Origin of the sequence: Mycetohabitans sp. B2, assembly GCF_021733735.1 — a bacterium.
Taxonomy (GTDB): Bacteria; Pseudomonadota; Gammaproteobacteria; order Burkholderiales; family Burkholderiaceae; genus Mycetohabitans; species Mycetohabitans rhizoxinica.
This window is the reverse complement of sequence record NZ_JAHKSP010000029.1, coordinates 96,963-120,615: the sequence shown is the minus strand read 5'-3', so window position 1 is coordinate 120,615 and position 23,653 is coordinate 96,963. Positions and strand designations below refer to the sequence as shown.

Genomic DNA, 23,653 nt, shown 5'->3' with positions numbered 1-23,653 from the left:
AAATGAGTCTACCTACATCTTGATTTATCGAATTTCCAGAAAGGCCGTGGAAATGCTGGGCCTCAAGCACGTGACGCAGAATACGCCCAAAACATAGTTCCAGCGCGCTCGAGCATGCTGCGTGCGCGCTTTGTAAGCAGCTCACGAGGCCGTTTGCGATGCGAGAGGCGCGTGAGGCATGATGGTGGATCGCTCGCTCGGATTAGCAATCAGGCAGTGGGCGTCGGCGGGCCAAACTACCGGGGCATGGCCCTGCAAGGCTTGCTCGATGGCTTGTAGTTCCCCGGCCACCTGTTCGCGGCGTGATTCCAGCGCCCCAACCTTGTCCTCGGCGTCGTAGACGCCTTCCAGTTCGGCGTCGATTTTTTGAGACGGAATCGACGTTCAGCTATTTCGAGGCGACGCGGGCGTATATCGAGCGCTACGGCAAGCCGGGCGCATTCTACAGCGACAAGGCAAGCATCTTTCGCAACGTTACATCGGGCAGGACTGGCAGTCGTATGATGCCGTTCGGCCGTGCGATGTACGGGCTAAACATCGACATGTTCTGCGCGAACAGCAGTTCGGCCAAGGGGCGGGTGGAACATGCGCACTTGACGTTGCAAGACCGATTGGTCAAGGAGCTGTGGCTGCGTAGCATCAGCACGGTGGCCCAGGCCAATGCATATGCGCCCTCCTTCATCGCGGCAGCATTTCGAGCATGCGCAGCAGCAGAGCAACGCACTCGATTTGGGGAAATGTTTTTGAGTTGTTCGTGGCGGGACAAAATTTGCTTCAGCCTAGATGTGCGAAAATACAAGCTGCACGAAACATTCAGATAGTCCCGCTCATCATTGTATTTTGCAGGTGGCACAGCCGATGCTTACGAAAGCAGGCGCGAAATATGCAAGGAAACTGACAGGCGGTCCACAATCTGGAACAAACGGCATGAGCTATGCACAGAAAAGGAGCATAATAGTATGAATGACTATCTGAGTTATGTTGGGATTGGCCTGATAACACTCTTACCGATCATCAATCCGATTACTAGCGCCAGCGTATTTCTTGGATTGAGCGCTCATATGAGCCCCGCGCAACGCAATCAGCAGATCAACTTGACCGCCCTTTATGTACTGATATCGTTATTGGTCTGTTTTTACGCAGGCAGTGCCATTATGAGCGCATTCGGTATTTCGGTTCCGGGAATGCGTGTTGCAGGAGGGATGATTGTTACCTATATTGGTTTTGGAATGCTTTTCCCAAAATATCACGAGATTGAGGCACAGGAGAAAATAGCGTCAAAGCATCCATCAAATGTGGCTTTTATTCCACTCACCTTGCCTGTGACCGTTGGTCCAGGCGCGATTGCGATGATTGTTAGCGATGCTTCAGCAATCCACCGAACAGGTGGGTATCGTCTAATCGATCATCTCGTCGTGCTAACTGTCGATATTGCGCTTACGTTGATCCTGTGGATGACTTTGCGCAGCGCATCGCGGGTGCTTCATTTGTTAGGAAGGTCTGGCACCGATGCCATTTCCCGAGTAATGGGTTTTATGCTGGTCTGCATGGGCGTTCAGTTTGGGTTGAATGGGCTGCACGGGGCCTTCATGGCATCGGAATGACCGTTTAAGGTTCTGTCGCATTAATTATGCTGACACAGAACAATTGTGAGCGGTCTATAAATCTTGCGATTACCCATAATTTTTTGTCATTACCCCCCAATGAGCAGGCGATCCTGGGCAGACACTTTGAAGCAACGCGCGGTGGCACCAAGATCGACACTGACTTCACAGTAAAGGGGTATGGGATTGACCGCTCCTTCTCCCCTGCCCGGCAGCCTGTGGCAGGGCCTTTTTCGCTGCCATGAAGCTGATCAAGTAACAAGCTACCGCCCGAATTCGGTGTCGCGCACCGCGTCGACTAGATAATCGACGAACGACGCAATGCGCGCCGAAATCGCGGTATTGCGATAGTAGACCGCATTGATCGGCTGCCGGACGTCTTGGGTCTGACGCGGGAAAAGCTCCACGAGCATCCCGTCGCGCCGATCACGCACGGTCATAAAGTCGGACAGGCACACGACACCGGCACCCGCCAGCGCGAGTTGCCGAAGCGTTTCTCCGCTTGACGACCAGATCGTTGGCGTAATGCGATACGGCTCTTGGTCAGGCCCCAATATCGGCCAGACATTGAGCGCCTCTGGCTGGTTGAATCCTAGCAGCGCATGCCTTGTCAGATCTTCAACGCGCTTTGGGTGGCCATGGGCTTCTAGGTACGCGGGGCTCGCAAGGATGCGCAAGCGGCTACGGCCCACGGCTTTGCGATGCAGCGTGGAATCCTTTAGCGCCCCAATCCGGATGGCCACATCGGTGCGCCGCTCCAGCAGATCGATGATGCCTTCGTTACTGTTAAGTTCCAATTCGACGTGCGGATAGCGCTCACGGTAACCCTGCACGAAGGGGACAATCACATGGAGCATGAACGGCGTGGCCGCATCCACACGCAGCCGCCCCGATGGCCGCTCGCGGTACGCGGCCATCCGCTCCTGCGCGCTCTCTACCGATGCGATGATCGCTCGGGCGTCGCTTAGAAACGCCCGCCCTTCCTCCGTCAGCTCTAGGCGGCGCGTGGTACGGCGCACCAGCGTAGTTTTAAGCTTTTCCTCCAGCCTTCCCAAGGTGCGGCTCGTGGCTGAAATGGTCAGGCCGAGCTGTTGCGCGCCGGCGGTGATGGAACCGGTGTCGATAACGCTCACAAGCGCCTGCAACTCGTCCAGTGTGATCTTCATTTTTGATTTCAAATCAAAACGATTTCGTTTATAGACGACTTTTTAAACAAAAGTAAAGCGTGCACACTCCGTCCCGTCTTCACCGAAGCTAGGACTGTAAGCCATGCCCCTCGCCCTCCTCGCGCTCACTATCAGCGCTTTTGCCATCGGCACGACCGAGTTCGTGATCGTTGGTCTAATACCGACGATTTCGTCCGACCTCGGCGTCAGCCTGCCCTCCGCCGGCCTCCTCGTGAGCCTGTATGCGCTTAGCGTCGCGGTCGGGGCACCCGTGCTCACCGCCCTGACCGGGCGCGTGCCGCGCAAGCTCCTGCTCGCGGGACTGATGGCGTTTTTCACCATAGGCAATCTCGTCGCCTGGCGCGCCCCCAGTTACGACTCGTTGATTGTGGCGCGGGTCCTAACCGGCCTCGCCCACGGCGTCTTCTTCTCCGTGGGCTCGATCATCGCAACGACGCTCGTTCCGAAGGACAAGGCGGCTAGCGCGATCGCAACCATGTTCAGCGGCATGACGGTCGCCTTCGTTGCGGGTATTCCGCTCTGTACCTTTATCGGTCAGCACTTCGGCTGGCGAGCAACCTTTTTCATTGTGGCCAGCTTCGGCTTGATCGCGTTTTTCGGCGCCATGGCCTTCGTTCCGCGCCAACTCGCGCATACGCATCCTGCCGGGCTGCTCCAGCAGTTCCGGGTGCTCGCCCAACCGCGTCTCGCGCTGGTCTATGCCATGACTGCAGTGGGTTACGGCGGCTCGCTCATCGCCTTTACGTTCATGGCGCCGTTGCTCGAGCAGATTACGGGATTCTCGCCATCCGAGGTCAGCGTCGTGCTCGTCTAACCCGACAAAGTCCATTTTGAACGTTCGCGGCAATTACGCCGTGAATCCAATCAGGAAATACATCATGAACTGTGATCCGCTTTTCCAGCCGCTCCAACTCGGCGCACTGACCCTGCCCAACCGCATCGTGATGCCGCCGATGACACGCTCGCGCGCAAGCCAGCCCGGCGACGAGGCCAACGGCCTGATGGCCGAATACTATGCGCAGCGCGCCGACGCCGGCCTCATCGTGAGCGAAGGCACGTATATCGCGCCGCTCGGCAAGGGTTACGCGTGGACGCCCGGCATCCACACGTCAGGCCAGATCGACGGATGGCGCAAGGTGACGGATTCGGTTCATGCCAAAGGTGGCCGCATCTTCGCGCAGCTCTGGCACGTGGGGCGCCTGAGTCACACGAGCCTGCTGGGCGGCGAGCAGCCGGTGTCGTCATCGCCGCTTCAGGCTAAAGGCGTGAACGTGTTCATCGCCGGCGATGAGCGCGGCACGCCGGGCTTCGTTCAGGCTTCCCAACCACGTGCGCTCAGCATCGACGAGATTGGCGAAATCGTGGACCAGTACCGCACGGCAGCGTGCAACGCGATCAAGGCGGGCTTCGACGGTGTCGAGCTGCACGCCGCGAACGGCTATCTCGTCAACCAGTTCATTGATTCGAACGCGAACACGCGCACCGATGAATACGGCGGGCCGCTAGAAAATCGTCTACGTTTCCTCGACGAGGTGGCGCGCGCGCTCATCGAAGGCACGGGCGACGCGCAGCGCGTGGGCATCCGGCTCGCGCCGCTCACCACGCTCAACGGTTGCGAAGACGCGGACCCGGAAACGACCTATCTCGCAGCGGCAAAGCGGCTCGGCAAGATCGGCGTGGCCTACGTCCATATCGCCGAAGCCGACTGGGACGACGCCCCCCACATGCCGCTCGAATTCAAACGCAAGCTGCGTGCCACCTATTCAGGCATACTGATCTATGCGGGCAAGTACACGGGTGAACGCGCGCGCGACGCCATCAAAGCGGGCTGGGCCGACCTCATTGCGTTCGGTCGTCCGTTCGTCGCCAATCCCGACCTCGTGCAGCGCCTGCGTCGTGGCGCACCACTCGCGCAGCCTCATCGCGAGACGCTGTTCGGCGGCGGCGCGAAGGGCCTCACGGACTATCCAGTGCTCGACGAAAATCGTGCGGGTGTCATGGTATCCGCGTGACCAGAGAGGCCGTAAAAAATTCCTTCTGCGCGCGGCTCGATCGTATGGCTAGCCACATCGGTGCCATGGCGCGGGGCCATGCTATCGTACCGGCAAGCCGGACGCTATGAGCGACACATCTGCCGACATCAGTGGTCGCCAGAAACTCTCCTTTGGCATGACGCATCACTAGCCGCAACCGCCCCGCTCTACTGCAGCAGCGCCAGCACGGCGTGAAGCAGTTCGCTGGATGGATCGGCGAGTTCGTTGACCAGATTGAAATGATGGCAATCTGGCTGCTGCACCAGTCGGACCGGCAATCCTTTTGCGACCAGCAGTTCATGGAAATGATAGGTCTGGTGCTTGAAGCCGGCTGTCTCTAGGCCCCCGACCGCCAATACTACCGGCGGTCCGTCGTGCGGCAGCCGCAATGCCGGGCTGAGCAACGCCGCTTGCTCCGGATGGAGCCGTAGCCATTCGTTGACGTTGATGTCGCACAACGGCCGAATATCGTAGAGTCCGCTCAGGCCGACGATTCCCTTGATGACGTCGGACGGAACCTCGAACGCGCGTTGCCAGTCGTCGCCATACAGCATGCCGGCCAGATGCGCTCCCGCCGAGCTGCCGCAGACGATGATCCGCTGGACATCGATGCCATAGGTTCCGCCATGGCGATACAACCATGCGAGCGCGCTGCGCACCTCGCGAACGACTTCGGCAAGCGTCGCCTCAGGCAATAGTGTGTATTCGATCATCGCCACCGCCACACCGTGGCTCGTCAGCGCTTGCGCCATCGAGCACGCGTCTTCCTTGCGCTGCGAACGCCAGTATCCACCGTGAATGTAGACGAAGAGCGGCGCGGGCTGGCGGGCCGCAACGGCCGGAAAGATATCGATGCGCTCGGCCTGTCCCATGCCATAGCGTTGGTCGAGTATCGCCGGGCAGGCTTGCCGGGACTGCTCGGCTAGCTGCGCGTATAGGCGCATTTGCGCATCGAAGTCGGCTACGGAGGCGCGAGCGTTGTACTGAACCGCGCGTTCAGCGAGGTCGGAAAACGTCAAGTCAAACGGCATGATGGTCCCGCTGTCAGTTCGAAATGCATGATACGCCGCAGCCACTGCCGCGGCGGCATGATACGCTGCGCCAGCTGCCGTGTCGCTAGATGCTTAGGTGCACGCTCAACTTGTCCGCCTGCGCCTGCAGCTGTGCCGAGTCGCCGTGCCAGACCACGCGTCCCTTGGACATCAGGTAGTGATGGTCCGCAATCGCCAGTTGCGATGCGAGGTTCTTGTCGATGCAAAGAATCGCCAATCCGGTCCGCTTCAGTTCAGCAAGGCATCGCCAGATTTCCGCGCGAATCAACGGCGCTAACCCTTCTGTCGCTTCGTCCAAGATCAGCAGGCGCGGATTGGTGAGTAACGCGCGGCCGATGGCAAGCATCTGCTGCTCCCCGCCGGACAGGTTCGAAGCGAGGTTACGCTCGCGTTCCTTGAGCCTTGGAAACAGCTGGTAGACACGCTCCAGCGTCCATGGCCCCCCTGGCCGCGGATGGCCGGCGCGTGCCGTCGCGACAAGATTCTCGCGCACCGTCAAAGTCGGGAAGACGTGTCGGCCCTCGGGCACGAGACCGATGCCGGCCCGCGCGATCCGATAGGACGCGCTTGAATGCACCGGCTTGCCACCGAGCCGGACGGCGCCCGTGCAACTGCGCAGCAAGCCGGTGATCGACTTGACTGTCGTGGACTTGCCCATCCCGTTACGACCCAGCAGCGTCACGAACTGTCCGTCGTCGACCATCAGATCGACACCGAACAACGCTTGGCTGCGGCCATAAAACGCTACCAGCGATTCGACTTCAAGCAATCGGCCCGTCATACGTGTTTCCCTTTGCCGTGCAGTGCCGTGTCATCACCGAGGTAAGCTTCGCGTACGCGAGGATCAGTGCGGATCTCGTCGGCACGGCCTGTAGCAATCGGCTTGCCGTAGACCAATACAGTGATCCTGTCGGCCAGTGCAAAGACCGCATCCATATCGTGTTCCACCAGCAACATCGCATGACGGCCTTTGAGTTCGTACAGCTGTGCCATCATGTTCTCTGACTCGGCCTGGCTCATGCCTGCCATGGGCTCATCGAGCAACAGCAGCTTGGGCCGGCCGGCGAGCGCCATCGCCAGCTCTAATTGACGGTGCTCGCCATGCGCCATCTGCGCAGCGCTTACATGCGCGCGCTGCGCCAATCCGACACGCTCGAGCAGCGCCAGTGCGGGCTCACGCACGCGGCTCTGGCGCGCGAGCGCGCCCCAGCAGCTAAAGCGCCGCGGCCCGAGCGCATTGACCGCAAGCATGACATTCTGCAGTGCGGTATAGTCCGGGAGCACAGATGTGATCTGGTATGAGCGTGTCAAGCCGCGCTGCGCCCGTTGACTGATGCTTGTCGATGTCACGTCGCGGCCGTCAAACTTGATCGTGCCTGCATCCGGGCGCAACTCGCCGGCCAGTTGCGCGATCAGCGTGCTCTTGCCGGCCCCGTTCGGCCCAATGACCGCATGGATCTCGCCCGCCTCGATCGTCATGCTGAAATGGTCGGTCGCGACAAAGCCGCCATAACGCTTGACCAATCCCGTCACTTGCAACAAACTCATACTTGCTCTCCCGTCGCACGGGGGCTACGGGCCGTGCGTGCGCCGAACGACTCGAGCAGCCCTGCAAGCCCGTGGCGATTGACGAGCACCGCCACCACGATCAATGGTCCCATGACGAGCATCCAGTGCTCCGTCATTGCCTTGAGCCCCTCTTCTGCCAACACGATCGCAAACGCGCCGAGCACTGCGCCGATGAACGTGCCGGCGCCGCCGATCACCACCATCACGATCAGATCGCCGGACATCGTCCAGGACAGATACGACGGAGCCACGAATTGGGTCAGGTTCGCGAACAACATGCCAGCGACGCTTGACAATACCGCGGCAACGACATAGGCAGCCCGTTTGCATCGCGTAGTGGGTATACCAAGCGCCTGCATCCGGCGCTCGTTAATCCGAATACCACCTAGTGTCATGCCCATTGCAGTGTGCAGGAAGTGTCTGCCGAACGCGAGTAGCGCCATCAGCAGGCATGCGGATACGACGTATAGCGTGAGCGGATCAGTCAGCTGCACGGCGCCGAACTGGCTGCCGGCAGCCAGCGCGAAGCCATCGTCGCCCCCATACTCGCGAAGACCGACCGCAAAAAAGTAAAACATCTGCGCGAACGCCAGCGTAATCATGATGAATGCGATGCCGCGGGTGCGCAACGCGATGGCCCCAGTCACCACAGCCACCAGTGCACTGACCGCGACCGCACAAAGCAAATGCAGCCAGCCGCTGCTCACGCCGTGTTGCGCGAGCATCCCGGTAGCATAAGCGCCCAGCCCAAAGAACAGCGCGTGTCCAAAGCTCACGAGACCGCCAACGCCCAATATCAGATCCAGCGACATGGCGACGATGGCGAGAATCGCGATGCGCGTGACCAACGTCAGTAAAAACGGCTGCTGGGTCGCCTGTGCGTAAAGCGGCACCGCGATCAACGCGGCCATGATCAGCCATGACATCCTGCCAGTGAGCGTCGCGCGCGCGGGTGACTCGTGGCTGCTCGATGTTGAACGCGCCGTACGGCGCACGGCTAATGGGATCGACATGATCGTCCGCCTGTTCAGTGTTTGACCGAAAAAAGCCCTTGCGGACGCCACGCGAGCACGGCCGCCATCAGGATATAGATCAGCATCGATGCGAGCGCAGGCCCGGCGCTGTCAGCGGCGCTGCGCTCCAGCAACTCGCGCAGCGCCACCGGCAGCAGCGTACGGCCGAGTGTGTCCACCACGCCAACGATCAGTGCTGCATAAAAGGCACCACGGACCGATCCGATCCCGCCGATGACGATGACCACCATCGTCAGGATCAGAACGGGCTCGCCCATGCCAGACTGCACGGACAAGATCGGGCCGGCGAGCAACCCGGCAACGCCTGCCAGCGCAGCGGCGACACCGAACAACAACGCATTGAGCAATCCCATGTTGACGCCCAGCGCGGCGACGATGTCACGATGTGTTGCGCCCGCACGAATCAGCATGCCTATGCGGGTGCGATGAATGACGACGTAGCAACTCAGGGCAATGCCAATACCGACGGCCACGATGAGCAGCCGATAGACGGGGTAGTTGATGCCGAATACGTCGATGGCGTCGGACAACGAGGGCGGCACTTCCATATAGTAGGGAGAAGGACCCCATAAAGTGCGGGCCAGTTCGTTGAAGAATAAGATCAGCCCGAACGTGGCCAGCACCTGATCGAGGTGGCTTCGTGCGTAGAGGCGGCGGAATATTCCCGCTTCCAGCGCGATGCCCACTACCATCATGGCGGGAACGACGGCCAGCGTCGCCAACATGAATGAGCTTGTCAAGTTATACACAAGCGCGCCGACAAAAGCGCCTATCATGTAAAGTGAGCCGTGCGCCAGGTTGACGAAGTTCGCAATACCAAACACAAGCGTGAGGCCGGCCGCCATCAGGAACAATAGAATGCCGAGCTGCAGGCCATTGAGGCACTGCATGATCGCCAACGTCAGGTTCATCGTGGCATCCGCTCAGTTCATTTTGCACTGCTGCAAGACCGGCGTGCGGGACTTCGGCACGATCGGGTTCTTGCTCTCGAACGCGGCACCGGTGGCAGTGCGCACGACGTCGACGCGATAGAAGCCGGCACGGGGGAATTGGTTGGATTCCAGGCTGAAGTCACCTCGCACCGATTGAAAACGCGCGGTGCGCAGTGCGGCACGTAGCGCATCGCGATCCGCCACGTTACCCTTAACAGCCGACAACGCAGCATCGAGCAGGTTCGCCGCATCATAGGATTGCGCCGCGTACATCGATGGCTTGCGCCGGTACTTGGACTCGAAAGACGACGCAAATTGTGCGTTCTGGGCGTTCTTCAGATCAGGCGCATACGGTGCGGCGGTAATCGCGCCAACTGCGCTCTCTTTGAGTGCCGGTAATGTCGTGCCATCGATCGTCGAGACCGAAATCAACGGGATCTTGCCCAACAAACCGGCCTGCCGATACTGCTTGACGAAGTTCACGCCCATGCCCCCCGGATAGAACACATAGACGGCGTCCGGCCGCGCAGCCTGCAACTGAGCCAATTCGGCCGAGTAATCAGGCTGGTTGACCTGCGTGTACACTTCATTGACAATCGTGCCGCGGTAATCGCGCTTGAAGCCCGCGATCGCGTCACGTCCTGCCTGGTAGTTCGGGGCCATCACATAGACGTGCTTATAGCCCAAGTCCTGCACCAATTGCCCCCCTGCTTCATGCAGTTCGTCGTTGTTCCACGAGGTCGAGAAAAACAGCGGCGAACACCCCGGTCCGGCAAGCTGCGTGGGGCCGGCATTGGAACCGATCAGGAACACGCCGGCGCTGGTTACCGGTTTGTGGATCGCCATCATCACGTTGGAGAACGTCACGCCGGTGATGATTTTCACCCCATCGCGATTAATCAGTTGTTGGGCTTCCTGGAGGGCGATATCCGGTTTGAGCTGGTCGTCCTTGCGCAGCACCTGAACCGGTACGCCGCCCAGCTTGCCGCCTTTTTGCTCGACAGCCAGCATGAATGCATCGTATTGGTCCTGGCCGAGCGCGCCGCCTGGACCCGACAATGTCCCAATGAAGCCGATTTTCAGCGGCCTCGGCTCGGCGGCTTGCGCCGGCATTGGGTACAGTACGGCAGCGGCCAGCGCAATCAGCATGCGGACGCCGCGACGACGCGGCGTGGAGTGATCGACTCGGTCGGTCATGCGTGGGTCTCCTGACGAGGCTGTTATATCGATTCAGCAGACGGCGCGGCGGCCCGGCCCCGGTATGCTGCCGCATCGCCGCGGCGACCTGCCCGAGCTGCGCGTCAGGTCTACGAAACAGATCAGTGCAGCCAGTCTAAGCGGCACTGAGTGTAAACAATAATAACCTTTTCAGGATGCGCTATTCCCTACCGTTATAGTAGCGATTTGTCCGCTGTCGAGCGCGTCGTGTACCAAGGCTGCACTTTCCCGAAGGCAGGCGATGAAGCGCATGCATGCAGGGCTGATTTTCTTGTTTGCGCGGACTGAAAACCCCACGGCGCCAAAGTCCGCCACCTCGGTGATCTCGACAATCGCCAACAAACCCGCATCGACGAACTGATGCGCGGCGGCGCGCGGCATCAGCGCTGCGCAGGGCCGCTCGAGCAACAAGCCGAGATTGGTCAGCATTGACAGCGACTCGACACGATCGGCCGGCATCGGCAAGCCGGCGTCATGGAACAGTCGTTCAGCCCACAAGCGGACTGGAGAATCGCCAAGTGGCACGATCCACGGCAAGTGCATCAAGTCGGCAAGGCCCGGTTGCGCGGGCAGGCCTGCCGCATGCCTGGCACCGACCACCACGCACATCGATTCCTGGAACAGGACCTCGTGCTGCAACGGGAACGCATTGGCAAGCGGCAGCTCGCGCTCGGGCAGGCGGCCGACCACGATATCCAGGTCGCCGGTCGCCAGCGCCGGGAACAACTGCGCAGTCGCCCCCTCACGCACCGTGATCAGCATGTCGGGCGCCTGTTCCTTCAATTTGCAGATCGCCACCGGCAGCAGCCGGGCCGACGCCGATATCAGCGTGCCGACGATCACGTGTCCGGCCGTGCCGCTTTGCAGAGCATTGACCTCGTCGGTCAGGTAACGCAGTTCGGTGAGCATCGATTTAGCACGACGGCCCAGCAGCCGACCCAGTTCCGTGGGCACGACGCCGCGGTTCGTGCGCTCGAACAATGCCTCGCCGAAGAATGCTTCCAACTCCTGAATGGACTTAGTCAACGCCGGCTGCGTCATGCTCAACTCGTTGGCAGCGCGTAGCAGTGACCCGCTGTCGATGACCTGGGCGATTAGGATCAGTTGCTGCAACTTGAGCTTGCGCGACAGCGAAACGTGCGTGAGCTTATGGGTATGCGGCAAGGGTTGGTGTACGTTTTCGTTCATCATGAAGTCTCGTCGATCCTCCATATATCGTCCCAAGCGAGGGCGCGGCAGCACAGTCCCTTGTCCGGATCCCATAGCGTAACGCAGAAATGCGCGGTCCCGATCATCCGCATACAGCGTGAGCATCCCCGCCGTGCCTGCCGTCGATCTGACCTATCGGCCGATATTACTGTTTGGACTATAACGGCCTGGAATTTTCATTATTTTTTTGTTTACCGGCCCCTAGATTGGGCGGGCCTTTTCCGACACACCGATCGGTCTGCGTAAGTGCCGGCGGGCATCTACCTGTCTGCCCCGCTAGTGCAAGCGGGCGTTGATCGAAGGAAGCCAGATGAAAAATATAACGATGCTTGCGGTGGCCTGTACTTGTGTCGGTGTGGCAGCGCCTTGCCCTGCTTCCTAGACAGGCAAATCGCCTAGCCAATTTAAAGATGTTCTATCCGATCGACGGCGCTATATGCACCGGCCGGCTATGCCGCATCATGCGGTATTGGATCGCGACGGTGCAGATTACAGTACTTTGCATGACTTAATAGCTAGTGGTAACTTTGGCACTACGAGATTCGTGACCGGTATGCGCAGACAGTTGCGATCGGTATGCGCAATCGGTATGCGCAGACAGTTTTAATTGGGCAGCCCGCAATGCAGGCCAGCACCTTCAGGTGAATCTACGGCACGCCGGTGCGCAATCAATGTCTAACCGTACGCATCCGGTCAGCGGCGCAGAATACGGCTTGAGCAGGCACGCGTTCGCGCAGTGGTCGCAGACGCCGCGCATGCATCGCAGGTCGCAATACACTGCTGCCGTCCATCCTGATCCATCTCGATTCGTCCAGTGGCACATTCCGCGCCCCGCCGACGGCCGTAGTGCGGAGCGCACTGCTAACGCCTAAGCTTGGAAGGCTGTGGCTGCTCAGTGAGCCCGCTCTTGTCGGTGTCAAAACCCAGCCCGTTCTTTCGATCACTGGGCGGATGGTTCCCCGCGCCGCCATGGTGACGCGTGCCGTCGGCACTGCCGCCGGATTGTTGCATCGGCGGCGTGACCCGCTTCGCCTGCGCCGCCACTGGGTCCGGCGTCGCCAACGCCAGCTTCGCTTGTGCCACCGCACCAACAGGCCCCGTGTCGGCTGAGCGACTGCCAGCTGGGCGATCCGTCGTACCCGCGAGTGCTGCCCGCGGCACAGCGGCGGCGACGCAGCAAACCAGCCCCAATGCGGCCAGGCCGAGGTGTGGCCATGACGGCCGCGAAGCCCTGGATACCTGCCGCTGCGCCCATTGTGCGTGCCGACGGGCGCGCGTCACGTGATCCGAATAGCGTTGATGTCCCATGATGCCCTCCATTGTCGCAATTCGACGTGGTGTTAAGCATTTCCAATGCCTGCGCCCGCCCGTACGTCCTCCTGGCTTCTGGCCGGCATCGATCGCGGCGTCGCGGCAATCGCTGCGGTGCGTGCCCACGCGGCTCAGGCCAATGGATGGGGCTCAGGTACTTCAGCGACATTCGCCAGCATCTTGTCATCCAGACCGAACTGCTCGTGCAGTGCGCCCCAGCCGAGCGGCGTAACTTGCACGGCGCGCATCGAAGCATGCGCGCCGCCGCGGAAAACGCGCGCGGCATCGATCTGTGTGTGGCCTTCCCGATACGGCAGCGTGGACTGCCCGTCGGCACCAGTATCGATTAGGATGTCATCGCCACGCTGGCCAGTACAGTCTCCAGCCGCTCCAGGTCTTCGTCCGTGTGCGCCATAGCGTCGCGCGCCATCGCCCAACGCTTGGATCAACGCTGGATGCGCGGCAAGTCCCAGATAGTCGTTACTCGCAAAACCCACGATGCGTCGTCCGTCCACGCTCATCCGCGTGCTGCATGCGCTGTCGGCAATGCGCCGATGTCGGCGCAAGTGCTCTGCATCGAGCGCCGACAAGTTGCGCCCGAGCGATTCGATCAACTTTATGCGAGTTTTTCTGGAGGTCATTGCCGTGATTTGGCGATCCATTGGATTGGGGCCGCCTCCTGGCTCGTCGCGCCAAGCCGGTCGATCAGCTCGCGGTCCTGACTGGGAGCCGGATTGGGCGTAGTCAACAGTTTCTCTCCGATGAACACCGAGCCGGCGCCGGCGAACAGGCACAGCGCTTGAAGCTCATCGCTCATGTGCTCACGCCCGGCCGAGAGCCGTATCACGGACGCGGGCATCACGATGCGGGCCACCGCGATCGTGCGCACGAACTCCAACCCATCGACGTCGCGCTCGTGCGCGAGCCGCGTGCCTTCGACCCGCATTAGGGAATTGACCGGCACTGACTCCGGGTGCGCCGGCAAATTGGCCAATGTCTGCAACATGCCGACTCGATCCTCGCGCGACTCCCCCATGCCGATGATGCCGCCACAGCAGACCTTCAGGCCCGCGTTGCGCACGTGCTCGAGTGTGTCAAGCCGCTCCTGCAACGTACGCGTAGTGATCACCGACGGATAGTATTCGGGGCTCGTGTCGATGTTGTGGTTGTAGTAGTCCAGGCCGGATTCGGCCAAGCGCTGCGCTTGTGCGTCGGTTAGCATGCCGAGCGTCACGCAGGTCTCCAGTCCCAGCGCCTTCACGCCCTCGACCATCGCGCAGACCCGCTCCAGGTCGCGCTCGCGCGGACTGCGCCATGCGGCTCCCATGCAAAAGCGCTGCACGCCGGCAGCCTTTGCTTGCGCAGCGGCCTGCAGCACTGCGTCCACGCTCATCAATGCGCTCGCCTTCAGGTCGGTCTCGGCGTGGACCGATTGGCTGCAGTAGCCACAGTCCTCCGGGCATCCGCCCGTCTTGATGGACAACAATTGCGAAATTTGTAGGCCGCGGCCGGCATGATAGCGTCGCTGCACAGTGTGCGCGCGATATAGCAGGTCATCGAATGGCAAATCGAACAACGCCGCAATTTGTTCGTGCGTCCAGTCGTGCCGGATCGGCGCTGCGTCGTCGCCGGACAGACTGGAGGATTGAGCAGATGATTCTGTTGCCCTAATCGACATATGCAGATACTCCTGTGCGGGTGGGGGTCCAAAATGGCCCGGCGGCCACGGGTAAGGATGACACGCGTCGCTGGCACGCCGCGGCCGTGGTGGGTGTCGACCACCCAGCTCATTTAATAGATAATCTATCGACTTCCCATGCTCACGCCGATTGCTTCTTGGATGTTATAACGAAATTGGCGTCAGTTTACTTACTCATGAAAATAGATAATCTATGAAATGGACACCGTGCGCCTAAGCGATACCCACACGCCAAGCTTGGTCGAGCATATCGTGAACCGGTTGCGCGAGCGTATTGTCAGTGGGGAGTTGGCCGGCGGTACCGCCCTGCGGCAAGACCACATCGCCAAGGAATTTGGGGCAAGCCATGTGCCCGTGCGTGAAGCGTTCCAGCGTCTGCAGGCAATCGGACTGGTGACAATCCTGCATAGGCGTGGCGTGCGCGTCACCGTATTGGACCGTGTTGCCATCAAGGAAGCGGCTGACATGCGGGCGGTGCTCGAGCCGCTCGCGCTGCGCCACGCTATGCCACACCTGCGCGCCGAACATTTCGAGGCGCTCGAAAGCGCCCACGCCGCGTGCGACGCCGCCAATTCGCTTGCGTCGTGGGATGCGGCCAACCGAGCGTTCCACTACGCGCTGGTGCGTCATTGCGCGATGCCCCGCCTGCTGGCGACGCTGGACGTGCTGCAATTGACCAGTTCGCGTTTCGTGCTCGCCGTCGGCCGGGCGCGCGGCTGGCAATCGCGCTCGAACCACGACCATCAACTGATCATCGACGCGTTGAAAAGCCATGATCTCGAGCGCGCCGCTCAATTGTTGTCACGCCACATCGGCACCATGGAGCGCGTCGGATTCCCGGTCAGCTAGCGCGGTGATATCCGTCGCGCCACCGAGCCGTGCTGCTGATCATCGACGGCTTTCGTCACGCACGTGAGTGCAGTAAGAGCGATCCTGCCCTGTCGCAGGTCGTTCACGAGTTGGGTCCGCCTTAAACACAGCACGGGGTGTGCAGTTCACCTCAACTGAGCCCCGCTTCGGCAAACGGCAACTCGTGTTGCACCGGCTCGCGCACCAAGCGCTGTGCGTGCGCTGGTCGCAGCGCACTGACCCGCACGCCGAGCAACCTGAGCCGCTTGTCCAGCGGCACGCGCTTCAGACATTCGGTGGCGGCGCGCCGGATCACAACCGCATCCGCGGTAGGCTCCGGCAAGCTGACATCGCGCGTGACAGTGCGAAAATCCGCATAGCGCAGCTTCAGCCCGACCGTGCGTCCGACATAGCCCTTGCGCGTCAAGTCTTGCGCCACGCGCACGCACAAGTCCGTGAAGATCGCCGAGAGCGCGGCGCGGTCGTGGCGCACGTGCATATCACGCTCGAACGTGGTTTCGCGGCTCATCGATTTCGGCTCCGACGTGACTTGCACCGGCCGCTCATCGATGCCGTGGGCGACATCGGCCAGCCAGGCGGCATAACTGTGGCCGAAATGCTCCTGCAGCAGTCCGGGATCGGCCTTCGCCAGATCGCCGACCGTGGCAATGCCCAGCGACACAAGCTTCTCGCCCGCCTTCGGGCCGATACCGTTAACCTTGCGCACCGGCAGTGGCCAGATCCGCGTCGGCAGGTCCGCGATGGACAAAATCGTCATGCCGTCCGGCTTGTCCAACTCCGAGCCGATCTTGGCGAGTAGTTTGTTCGGCGCAACGCAGATCGAGCACGTAAGACCGGTCGCGTCGCGCACTGCCTGCTTGATGCGCATCGCCAACGCTCGCGTATCGTCGGGCAACGCGGTCAAGTCGATGTAGATTTCATCGATCCCGCGGTCCTGGATCTGATCAGTGAATGTCGCCACCGCGGCCTTGAACAGCCGTGAATAGTGGCGATACGAGTCGAAGTCGGTGGGCAGCAGGATGGCGTCGGGCGCAAGCTGCGCGGCCTTCATCATGCTCATCGCGGAAAATACGCCGAGCGAGCGCGCCTCATACGTGGACGTGGTGACCACACCGCGCCCCGCATAATCGCCCAAGCGGGCGAACCGGCGCGTGCCGTCCGGCAGCGTCTGCGGCGCCGCCTTCCGGCCACCGCCAATCACCACCGCTTTGCCGCGCAACTCGGGATAGCGCAACAACTCGACGGATGCGTAAAAGGCATCCATGTCAAGATGGGCGATCCGGCGCGTCAGAACCATGGCAATCGGAATGGCGGCTGTGCAATGTTGAACGGCGATAGTATACCTGTATATTTGTACAGGCGGCGCAGCGGGAACGCGTACGTTTTGTCAAACCGGTAACCGCGGGATCGACACTGGCGTCGATGGCATCCGCATTCATTTCATATGAACTGCTTTTTATTGTCGACCCGTACCTGCAACGTGTATTGCCGCGTTTCGCCTGCCCACCTGTCCGGCGCGCCAGACTCACGCTGTTGCCGATGACGGCGATGGTCGCGGCCCGCAGTCGGCGTTGCGGCGGGACCTCGGGTTGAACTACGCGCTAAATACGCACGGGTCATTGACCGCGTCGGTGCCATATATGCCGCTGACAACCTATGCGAGCACGCCGATCAAGACGGCGGGCGGCACCACGCTGGCGGCATCCAAGGCAAAGTTGAGCGCCGCCCCGCTCATCACGTTCCTGACACTGTCCACGGGCCGCAACAGCGGCATGCTCAGACCTTCGCCCACACCTCCGACTGGCCCGGCACGTCGCCTTGCGTCCACCACTTTGCACGATACGTCACGCCATGGTACTTGACGGTCATCCCGGCTGTATAGATTTGCGAGCTGGACCATTGCGCGCCCGGCGTCGGCTTGCCACCGTGCGAGCCGCCACCATACGACGAATCCTGCGTCACGCCAGTGCCCCAATGGCCGCCCAGTTGCCGGAACACCTGCGTGAATGCATACGGTTGCTGCGAAACGCCGGAACAACTGGGCGATGCGCCACCGCTATTGCTCGCACAAGCCTTGTCCCGGCCGATCGACCAGTTACTGAGCAGTCCGATACCATCCGAGCGAGCTTTGTCGAGCAGCGCCTTCGCGTCTGCCAGCGAGAACGTCTCGCCTTGCACGTCATTCTTGCCGATCATCGGCGTCACGCCAATCATTTGCCACAACTGGGCGTCGGTCTTCGGGCTGCCCGCCGCCTTGTACGCCGCATCCAACTGCGCGTAGACTGACGTGGCAGCGCGCTTCGCCGCCGCGCCCATGTCAGCTGTGCCATTGCCATAGTCCATCGCCATGATGTTGACCGTATCCAGCGTCACACCGTTGTCTAGCGCTGCGTCGAGTACGCGCAAGCCATCGGCGGTCAGCCCCGATGGCATCACCGGGAGAGTCAACGTTACATGCAGTGCCTTGCCGTTGGTGCGCATCGTGTGCTGCAGTTGCCGTACAGCCTGGAAATTGCGCGTCAGCGCCGCGCTGTCCGTTTGCGCCGCGCCTTCGATATCGAAATCGATATGCGTCAACGAATACGTATCGATCACCGTCTGATACGCCGCGGCCAGCGCCGACGCGCTGCTGCATGCTTGCATCAACGGCATGCCAGCTTGGCCGCCAAACGAAATCGACACCTCGCCGCCCTTGGCTCGATAATTGTTGATCGACTTGGCGATGGAGGTCAGCAAATCCGACGTTTGGCCGCGTCCGATCGGCTGCACGCCGCCCCACGACGGCACGCATTGGTTGCCGCCGGACAGCACGAATGCCATTGTGAATTGCTGGATCCCTTGCCGCACGCCGACCTCGTCCAGCGAGGGCGTGGGCCATGCCGTCATGTCGACATAAGGCGCATACACGCCTTCGCCAAACGCATGCCCGCAGAGACCAACGCTCATGGCTGACAGGGCTATCGCTTTCAACAGGTGCTTTTTCATTGCTTCTCCTGATTGATGAAGGGAACGTGACCACCACAGGCGCGCTGGCTGCATCGCTCTATTAACATTCGACAATACAGGCCTGTCTGTTTGTGATAGTCGCTATAGACAACGTCCGAGTTGATTCTCGTGGCGCTTCGAGCAAAGCTGAGGATCAGTTTCGGGAGTCGAAACGTTATTGCGCCCCTGCGGCTGGCTGAAGCAGACCGTTGCGTCGTGCCGTCCACGAACGTTGCCGGATCATGGGCGAAAGCGGGCATTCATGTATCGCCAGGCGCGAGCCGGCATCGCGCCTAGCGAAGGCCCGAGGACGAACGCACTTTTTATAAATAGCGCTGTGCGTCGGCCCACGCGTCGCGCACCACGCGCGCAGCGGGGACCGCCCGTGCCATTGCGGCAGCCTGCCCAGCCCATACCTGCATTCGATGATAGTCACGCGCCGCTGCGCCTGCCTCTTTCATCGATGCGGTAAGCGCACGCTGTACTGGATACGGCGCCGGATGTGGGGCATTCGGCGCCGCCGCTGCAAGCACGTAATCGGTTGCCACCGAACGGCCGAGACGGCCAGTGAACGCGCGCGTCGGTACGGTGTCCTCCGGCTCCAATCCGTCCAGCGCGTCCGCCCATGCGGGGTTCAGCGCCGCCTCCGGGCAACGCAGGAAAGCGGTACCAAGCTGCACCGCGCTCGCGCCGAGGATCAGCGCGGCCGCCAGCGTACGGCCATCGCCGATACCGCCGGCGGCGACCAACGGGACGCGAATGTGGTCGGCCAGGCGAGGCAGCAGCGCAAACAGGCCAACAGCTTGCCGCTCCGCTCGGGCCGCATCGAACGCGCCACGATGACCGCCCGCCTCGAAGCCTTGCGCAATAATCGCATCGGCTCCCGCTGCCTGTGCCTTCCGGGCTTCGTCCAGCGACGTGACTGTCGCGAACCAGGCAATGCCGTGGTCCTTCAAGCGTTTCACGTACGCGGGCGCAAATACCCCCATGATCGAGGTAACGACATCCGGCCGCGCCTCGATCAGGGCATCGCATTGCGCTGCGAAATCCGGTGGCACCGCATCGCCTGCCGACTCGGGCACACCAGGCCCCCACTGCGCCAGGAATGCGCGCACGCGCTGCTCGTTGTCCCGGTCGCGTTCGGGCGGCGGATCAGGAATCCATAGATTCAACTGGAAGCGCCCGGTGCTGCCACGGCGAAATGCGTCGGCCCACTGCACGATACCTTGCGGCGGCGTCAGCAGCGCCCCCATGGCGCCCATGCCACCTGCATTGGCCACGGCAATCGACAATGCCGGCGGGCACGCGCCAGCCATCGGTGCCAGCAAGATCGGCGCCGACAGCCCAAATTGGCTGCAGAACGCGGCCGCACGGCTTCGAGCGTCGCCGCCGGTGTTCGGTGAAGAAGGCGAATGGTTCACGGGGGTCTCCTGGTGGCGGATCGGGCCAATGCCTAGCCAGATCGGTACGTCCGGCAGCACGGACGCTGGAACACGGCACGCTCAAAGCATACGGGCCCAGCCGCCGGCGATCCAATGAAAATGCAAGATGCAAACCATCGCCAAAACAGATCTGTCATTGCGCTCGACACGGTATACACGGTAGCCATGCGGCAGGCCACCCACGCGGCTGCTCTCCGGTGCAGGCGCTTTACCCCCCGGCATCTGGTCCGGCGGCATCCGGATCCACTGCGTCAGGGCTCCGCGTCGGATCCCACGGCACCTCATTGCCGAACGAGGGTAAGGTACGCAAGGGAGCTGGGCCCGGCGACGATGGGCCGGGCGACGTGGCCGGCCCGTCGGCTGCGCCGCCAGGGCCGACCGACGCCACGGCACCATCCGGCGCACCGGATGCCGCCGCCGGCGACGCAGCAGGCGTGACAGGCATCCCGGCTCTCGAACCCGGTGTCGATGTCGGCGGCACACTGGCCGACACAGCTGCCGAGGCCGACGCGGCCGTCGGCAGCCCCATGCTCGCGCCGTCCACAGCGATGCCGCTCGCTAGCGGTGGCGCGGCAAGCTCACCTGCGGACGACTCGATCCGCCGCGGCGCCCGGCGCGGCGGCGCTGGGGGCTTGGCCTGGTGCGCCGCCGGGAACACTTGCACGAACCAGGCACGAACCTGCGCGAGCACGCGCTGCACAATACCGGGCGGCGGCTCGCTCGCGAACCGCAGGCGCGGATCGACGAGCCGCGCGCGCAGCGCGCGCTGGTAAAAGTCGCCAACGATCGGCAGCGCGCTGTGTGCGCCCTGTCCCCAGTAATCGCTGCGCAGCGTCACGCGGCTGTCATTGAAGCCGACCCATGCACCGGCGACCAACTGCGGGTGCATCAGGATGAACCAGCCATCCGCGTTGTCCTGTGTCGTGCCCGTCTTACCAGCTACGTCCGCACGAATGCCGAAGCGGGTGCGGATCGCAGCACCGGTGCCCCGATCGATCACGCCCCGCATCACGTCGAGCAACGTCCATGCGACGTCGGCAGGCAGCACCTGCTTGCCTGCATCCGGCGCGAATTGCGCCAGCACGTTGCCGTCCCGGTCCTCAATACGTGTGACCATCATAGGCCGCACATAGCGGCCGCCATCGGCGATGGTACTGTATGCGGACGCCATCTCCTTGAGCGTGACGGGGCTCGTGCCGAGCGCCAGCGATGGCACGGGGTTCAGCATGCTGTCGCGCACGCCCATCGCCTGTGCAAGCTTGGCCACCTTCGCGGGCCCGACCGATTGCATCAATTGGGCGGTGATGCGGTTGCGCGAGTACACCAGAGCGTCGCGCAGCGTCATGGGCTGCCCACTGGGCGGGACGTCGTCGGCGGGGCGCCAAATCTCTCCCCCTCGCAGCGCGATCGACACTGGCTGGTCGACAATCGTATCGTCGGGACGGGCGCCCTGTTCGAACGCGGCGGCATAGACGAACGGCTTAAACGTTGAGCCGGGTTGCCGTCGCGCCTGTTGCACGTGGTCGAATGGATCCTTGTTGAAATCGCGGCTGCCCACCCATGCCTTGATTGCGCCATCGCGCGGATCAATCGCGATGAAGTCCGCCTGTACACGTGTTTTCTCGTCACACAGCGCCTGCATGAAACCACGATCGGCCAACAGCCGCTTCAGCGCCTGCTGGCTCGTCAACCCCGCGTCGAGCGCCGCCCGGTAGTTCGGCGTGTCGCGCACAAAGGTCTGCACAAAATCGTGACTGCCCACGCACGCCGAAGCGGTCGACCAAGCGGCATTGGCAATGGCCTGCAATTGATGACCATGCAGCACGACGGATTGCGTGGCCATCGCCTGCAGCCGCGAATCGATGGTCGTGCGCACGATCAAGCCGTCGGAATAGAGATTATAGTCGTGGCGATCCGCCCACGCGATCAACCATTTGCGCAATTGCTGCGCAAAATGAGGCGCGGGGCCGGGGGGCTCGACCTGTCGCTCGAAATCCAGCCGCAACGGCCGGCGCGCCAGCGATTCGTACGCGTGCGGCGTCAGCTTGCCGTACTTAACCATCTGCGCGAGCACCGTGTTGCGACGCTGCAACGCGCGATCCGGGTTGATGACCGGATTGTAGTAGCTATTGCCCTTGAGCATGCCGACCAACGTCGCACTTTGCAACACGTCCAATTCACGGGCTGGCTTGTCGAAATAGGTGCGGGCCGCCATCTCGATCCCATACGCGTTGTACAGGAACGGGACGGTGTTTAGATAAGTTTCCAAGATCTCGGCTTTCGTGTACACGGCCTCGATCTTCAAGGCGGTCATGGCCTCCTTGATTTTGCGCGTGAGCGTCGGTGCCCGCCCAATCTCGTCCGGGTACAGGTTGCGGGCAAGCTGCTGCGTGACGGTCGAGCCGCCTTGCCGGTCGCCGGAAAACGTATGCGCGGCCGCTGCTGCCGTGCGTCGCCAATCCAGGCCGTGATGTTGATAGAACCGATGGTCCTCCGTCGCGATCAACGCATCGAGCACGTGCGGCGAGATGTCGGACAAAGCGACCCATTCACGATTGGACGGCTTGAACTGGGCCAGCAACTTGCCGTCCGCGGACAACACCTGCGCCGGTTGCTCGACCTTCGCCTTGCGGATATCGCCGATGCCGGGCGTGAACGGCACCAGGATCAGCACGTACAGCGCCATCGCGGCAGGCACTGCCGCAGCCACCCAGGCCAACTCGCGCCGGCCCGGATGCCGCGCGCGCCGCCAGAGCCTCACGGCGGGTGGGCCCACACAGGCCAGCAGGGCGGCGCACCACGCGCGCAGCGGGGCAATGTCCGTGCGTCTCACAGTCGGCTATTGTTCGATGAAAGGCTGAATCGTACCAAAATCGGCATCCCCCCATGTCGGCTCCCTCTTGAAATTTCGCGCGGCGGGACTATGTTATGAATCACTTAGGCAGCCGCGTGTATGACGCGCTGCGTGTTTCGATTTGTTTGTCGACGGATCCACGTTGGCGGGCGGACTGGAGCGCGTAGCCCGGTTCGCCCCTTCGACGAAGGATCGAAGGAGCAAGCCATGAGTGATTTGTTTTTCAGCACGGACATCTTCAACGACATCGACCGTCTGCAACGGCAGTTTGCGAACCTGTTCGCCAACATGCCGACTAGCCTGCGCGCGTCGCGCGTCGGGACATTCCCCGCGGTCAACATCGGCAGCACGGACGAGTCGATCGAGATCGTCGCATTTGCTCCCGGACTCGATCCGGCGCAGATCGATGTGTCGATCGACAACGGCTTGCTGATTCTCAGCGGCGAGCGCAAGCGTGTGCAACCGGAGCGCGCCGACGACACGCGGACCTATCTGCAGGAGCGTTTCAGCGGCACTTTCCGCCGCATCATCGAATTGCCGCACCAGGCCGATCCGGACAAGGTCCAGGCGCGCTATGTGAACGGCTGCCTGAGCGTGACTATCGGCAAGCTTGAGGCATCCAAGCCACGAGCGATCACGGTGCAATGACCTGTT

The 23,653-nt window shown here is 61.7% G+C and carries 19 protein-coding genes and 3 pseudogenes; 6 read left to right on the top strand and 16 right to left on the bottom strand.

All coding sequences use genetic code 11. The features are described from left to right. Positions 1-362: 362 nt before the first annotated feature. Together KPG66_RS07055 and KPG66_RS07050 are read left to right on the top strand one after the other, a co-directional pair. Positions 363-689 (top strand): annotated as a pseudogene (locus KPG66_RS07055) (ISNCY family transposase); the annotation flags it as partial. Positions 690-959: 270 nt separating this feature from the next. Next, positions 960-1,604: a MarC family NAAT transporter gene (locus KPG66_RS07050; RefSeq protein WP_041753532.1), complete on the top strand. Its 645-nt coding sequence runs from the start codon at positions 960-962 to the stop codon at positions 1,602-1,604. Between the two features lie 263 nt (positions 1,605-1,867). Here the strand turns inward: KPG66_RS07050 and KPG66_RS07045 are convergent, their stop codons facing one another. Beyond that, positions 1,868-2,770: a LysR family transcriptional regulator gene (locus tag KPG66_RS07045; RefSeq protein ID WP_237070381.1), complete on the bottom strand. Its 903-nt coding sequence runs from the start codon at positions 2,768-2,770 to the stop codon at positions 1,868-1,870. Between the two features lie 103 nt (positions 2,771-2,873). On the opposite strand from KPG66_RS07045, the pseudogene KPG66_RS07040 reads away from it, so the two are divergent. Further along, positions 2,874-3,602 (top strand): annotated as a pseudogene (locus KPG66_RS07040) (MFS transporter); the annotation flags it as partial. 67 nt (positions 3,603-3,669) lie between these two features. Beyond that, entirely contained in the window at positions 3,670-4,803 is a 1,134-nt protein-coding gene (locus tag KPG66_RS07035; RefSeq protein WP_237070380.1) for an alkene reductase, read from the top strand. Positions 4,804-4,991: 188 nt separating this feature from the next. On the opposite strand, the gene KPG66_RS07030 is transcribed toward KPG66_RS07035, so the two are convergent. The 10 genes and pseudogenes from KPG66_RS07030 to bioB all read right to left on the bottom strand — a co-directional run bounded on the left by KPG66_RS07030 (position 4,992) and on the right by bioB (position 14,827). Beyond that, positions 4,992-5,855: an alpha/beta hydrolase gene (locus tag KPG66_RS07030; RefSeq protein WP_237070379.1), complete on the bottom strand. Its 864-nt coding sequence runs from the start codon at positions 5,853-5,855 to the stop codon at positions 4,992-4,994. An 85-nt stretch (positions 5,856-5,940) separates the two neighbouring features. Next, the gene (locus KPG66_RS07025; RefSeq protein ID WP_237070378.1) at positions 5,941-6,657 is read right to left on the bottom strand and encodes an ABC transporter ATP-binding protein; all 717 of its coding nucleotides are present in this window, start codon (positions 6,655-6,657) and stop codon (positions 5,941-5,943) included. Beyond that, positions 6,654-7,424 (bottom strand): ABC transporter ATP-binding protein, encoded by a 771-nt coding sequence (locus tag KPG66_RS07020; RefSeq protein ID WP_237070377.1) that lies wholly within the window; start codon positions 7,422-7,424, stop codon positions 6,654-6,656. The genes KPG66_RS07025 and KPG66_RS07020 overlap by 4 nt, the downstream gene beginning before the upstream one ends. Continuing rightward, a complete protein-coding gene (locus KPG66_RS07015; protein WP_237070376.1) occupies positions 7,421-8,458 on the bottom strand; it encodes a branched-chain amino acid ABC transporter permease in 1,038 nt (345 codons plus the stop codon). Before KPG66_RS07015 ends, KPG66_RS07020 begins: the two co-directional genes overlap by 4 nt. Before the next feature lie 14 nt (positions 8,459-8,472). Then, on the bottom strand, positions 8,473-9,390 hold the full coding sequence (locus KPG66_RS07010) for a branched-chain amino acid ABC transporter permease (protein WP_237070375.1): 918 nt from the start codon (positions 9,388-9,390) through the stop codon (positions 8,473-8,475). A 12-nt stretch (positions 9,391-9,402) separates the two neighbouring features. Then, positions 9,403-10,608 (bottom strand): ABC transporter substrate-binding protein, encoded by a 1,206-nt coding sequence (locus tag KPG66_RS07005; RefSeq protein WP_237070374.1) that lies wholly within the window; start codon positions 10,606-10,608, stop codon positions 9,403-9,405. A 171-nt stretch (positions 10,609-10,779) separates the two neighbouring features. Beyond that, positions 10,780-11,817 carry a LysR substrate-binding domain-containing protein gene (locus KPG66_RS07000; protein ID WP_237070373.1) on the bottom strand — a complete coding sequence of 346 codons (1,038 nt, stop codon included), beginning with the start codon at positions 11,815-11,817 and terminating at the stop codon, positions 10,780-10,782. An 882-nt stretch (positions 11,818-12,699) separates the two neighbouring features. Continuing rightward, entirely contained in the window at positions 12,700-13,146 is a 447-nt protein-coding gene (locus tag KPG66_RS06995; RefSeq protein ID WP_237070372.1) for a hypothetical protein, read from the bottom strand. A 410-nt stretch (positions 13,147-13,556) separates the two neighbouring features. Next, positions 13,557-13,790 (bottom strand): annotated as a pseudogene (locus KPG66_RS06990) (8-amino-7-oxononanoate synthase); the annotation flags it as partial. Next, on the bottom strand, positions 13,787-14,827 hold the full coding sequence (gene bioB, locus KPG66_RS06985; protein WP_237070371.1) for a biotin synthase BioB: 1,041 nt from the start codon (positions 14,825-14,827) through the stop codon (positions 13,787-13,789). The gene bioB and the pseudogene KPG66_RS06990, both read right to left, overlap by 4 nt. A gap of 219 nt (positions 14,828-15,046) precedes the next feature. On the opposite strand from bioB, the gene KPG66_RS06980 reads away from it, so the two are divergent. Beyond that, a complete protein-coding gene (locus KPG66_RS06980) occupies positions 15,047-15,697 on the top strand; it encodes a GntR family transcriptional regulator (protein ID WP_237070370.1) in 651 nt (216 codons plus the stop codon). A gap of 151 nt (positions 15,698-15,848) precedes the next feature. Here KPG66_RS06980 and dinB read toward each other — a convergent pair whose 3' ends face one another. The 5 genes from dinB to KPG66_RS06955 all read right to left on the bottom strand — a co-directional run bounded on the left by dinB (position 15,849) and on the right by KPG66_RS06955 (position 22,933). After that, on the bottom strand, positions 15,849-17,015 hold the full coding sequence (dinB, locus tag KPG66_RS06975; RefSeq protein ID WP_237070369.1) for a DNA polymerase IV: 1,167 nt from the start codon (positions 17,013-17,015) through the stop codon (positions 15,849-15,851). Positions 17,016-17,372: 357 nt separating this feature from the next. Then, on the bottom strand, positions 17,373-17,510 hold the full coding sequence (locus KPG66_RS06970; protein WP_237070368.1) for a hypothetical protein: 138 nt from the start codon (positions 17,508-17,510) through the stop codon (positions 17,373-17,375). Further along, entirely contained in the window at positions 17,495-18,664 is a 1,170-nt protein-coding gene (locus KPG66_RS06965) for a chitinase (protein WP_269764295.1), read from the bottom strand. The genes KPG66_RS06970 and KPG66_RS06965 overlap by 16 nt, the downstream gene beginning before the upstream one ends. A 362-nt stretch (positions 18,665-19,026) precedes the next feature. Further along, entirely contained in the window at positions 19,027-20,124 is a 1,098-nt protein-coding gene (locus KPG66_RS06960) for an NAD(P)H-dependent flavin oxidoreductase (protein WP_237070367.1), read from the bottom strand. A gap of 229 nt (positions 20,125-20,353) precedes the next feature. Next, positions 20,354-22,933: a penicillin-binding protein 1A gene (locus KPG66_RS06955; protein WP_442929420.1), complete on the bottom strand. Its 2,580-nt coding sequence runs from the start codon at positions 22,931-22,933 to the stop codon at positions 20,354-20,356. Positions 22,934-23,206: 273 nt separating this feature from the next. On the opposite strand from KPG66_RS06955, the gene KPG66_RS06950 reads away from it, so the two are divergent. After that, positions 23,207-23,647: an Hsp20/alpha crystallin family protein gene (locus KPG66_RS06950; protein WP_041753520.1), complete on the top strand. Its 441-nt coding sequence runs from the start codon at positions 23,207-23,209 to the stop codon at positions 23,645-23,647. Positions 23,648-23,653: the final 6 nt, after the last annotated feature.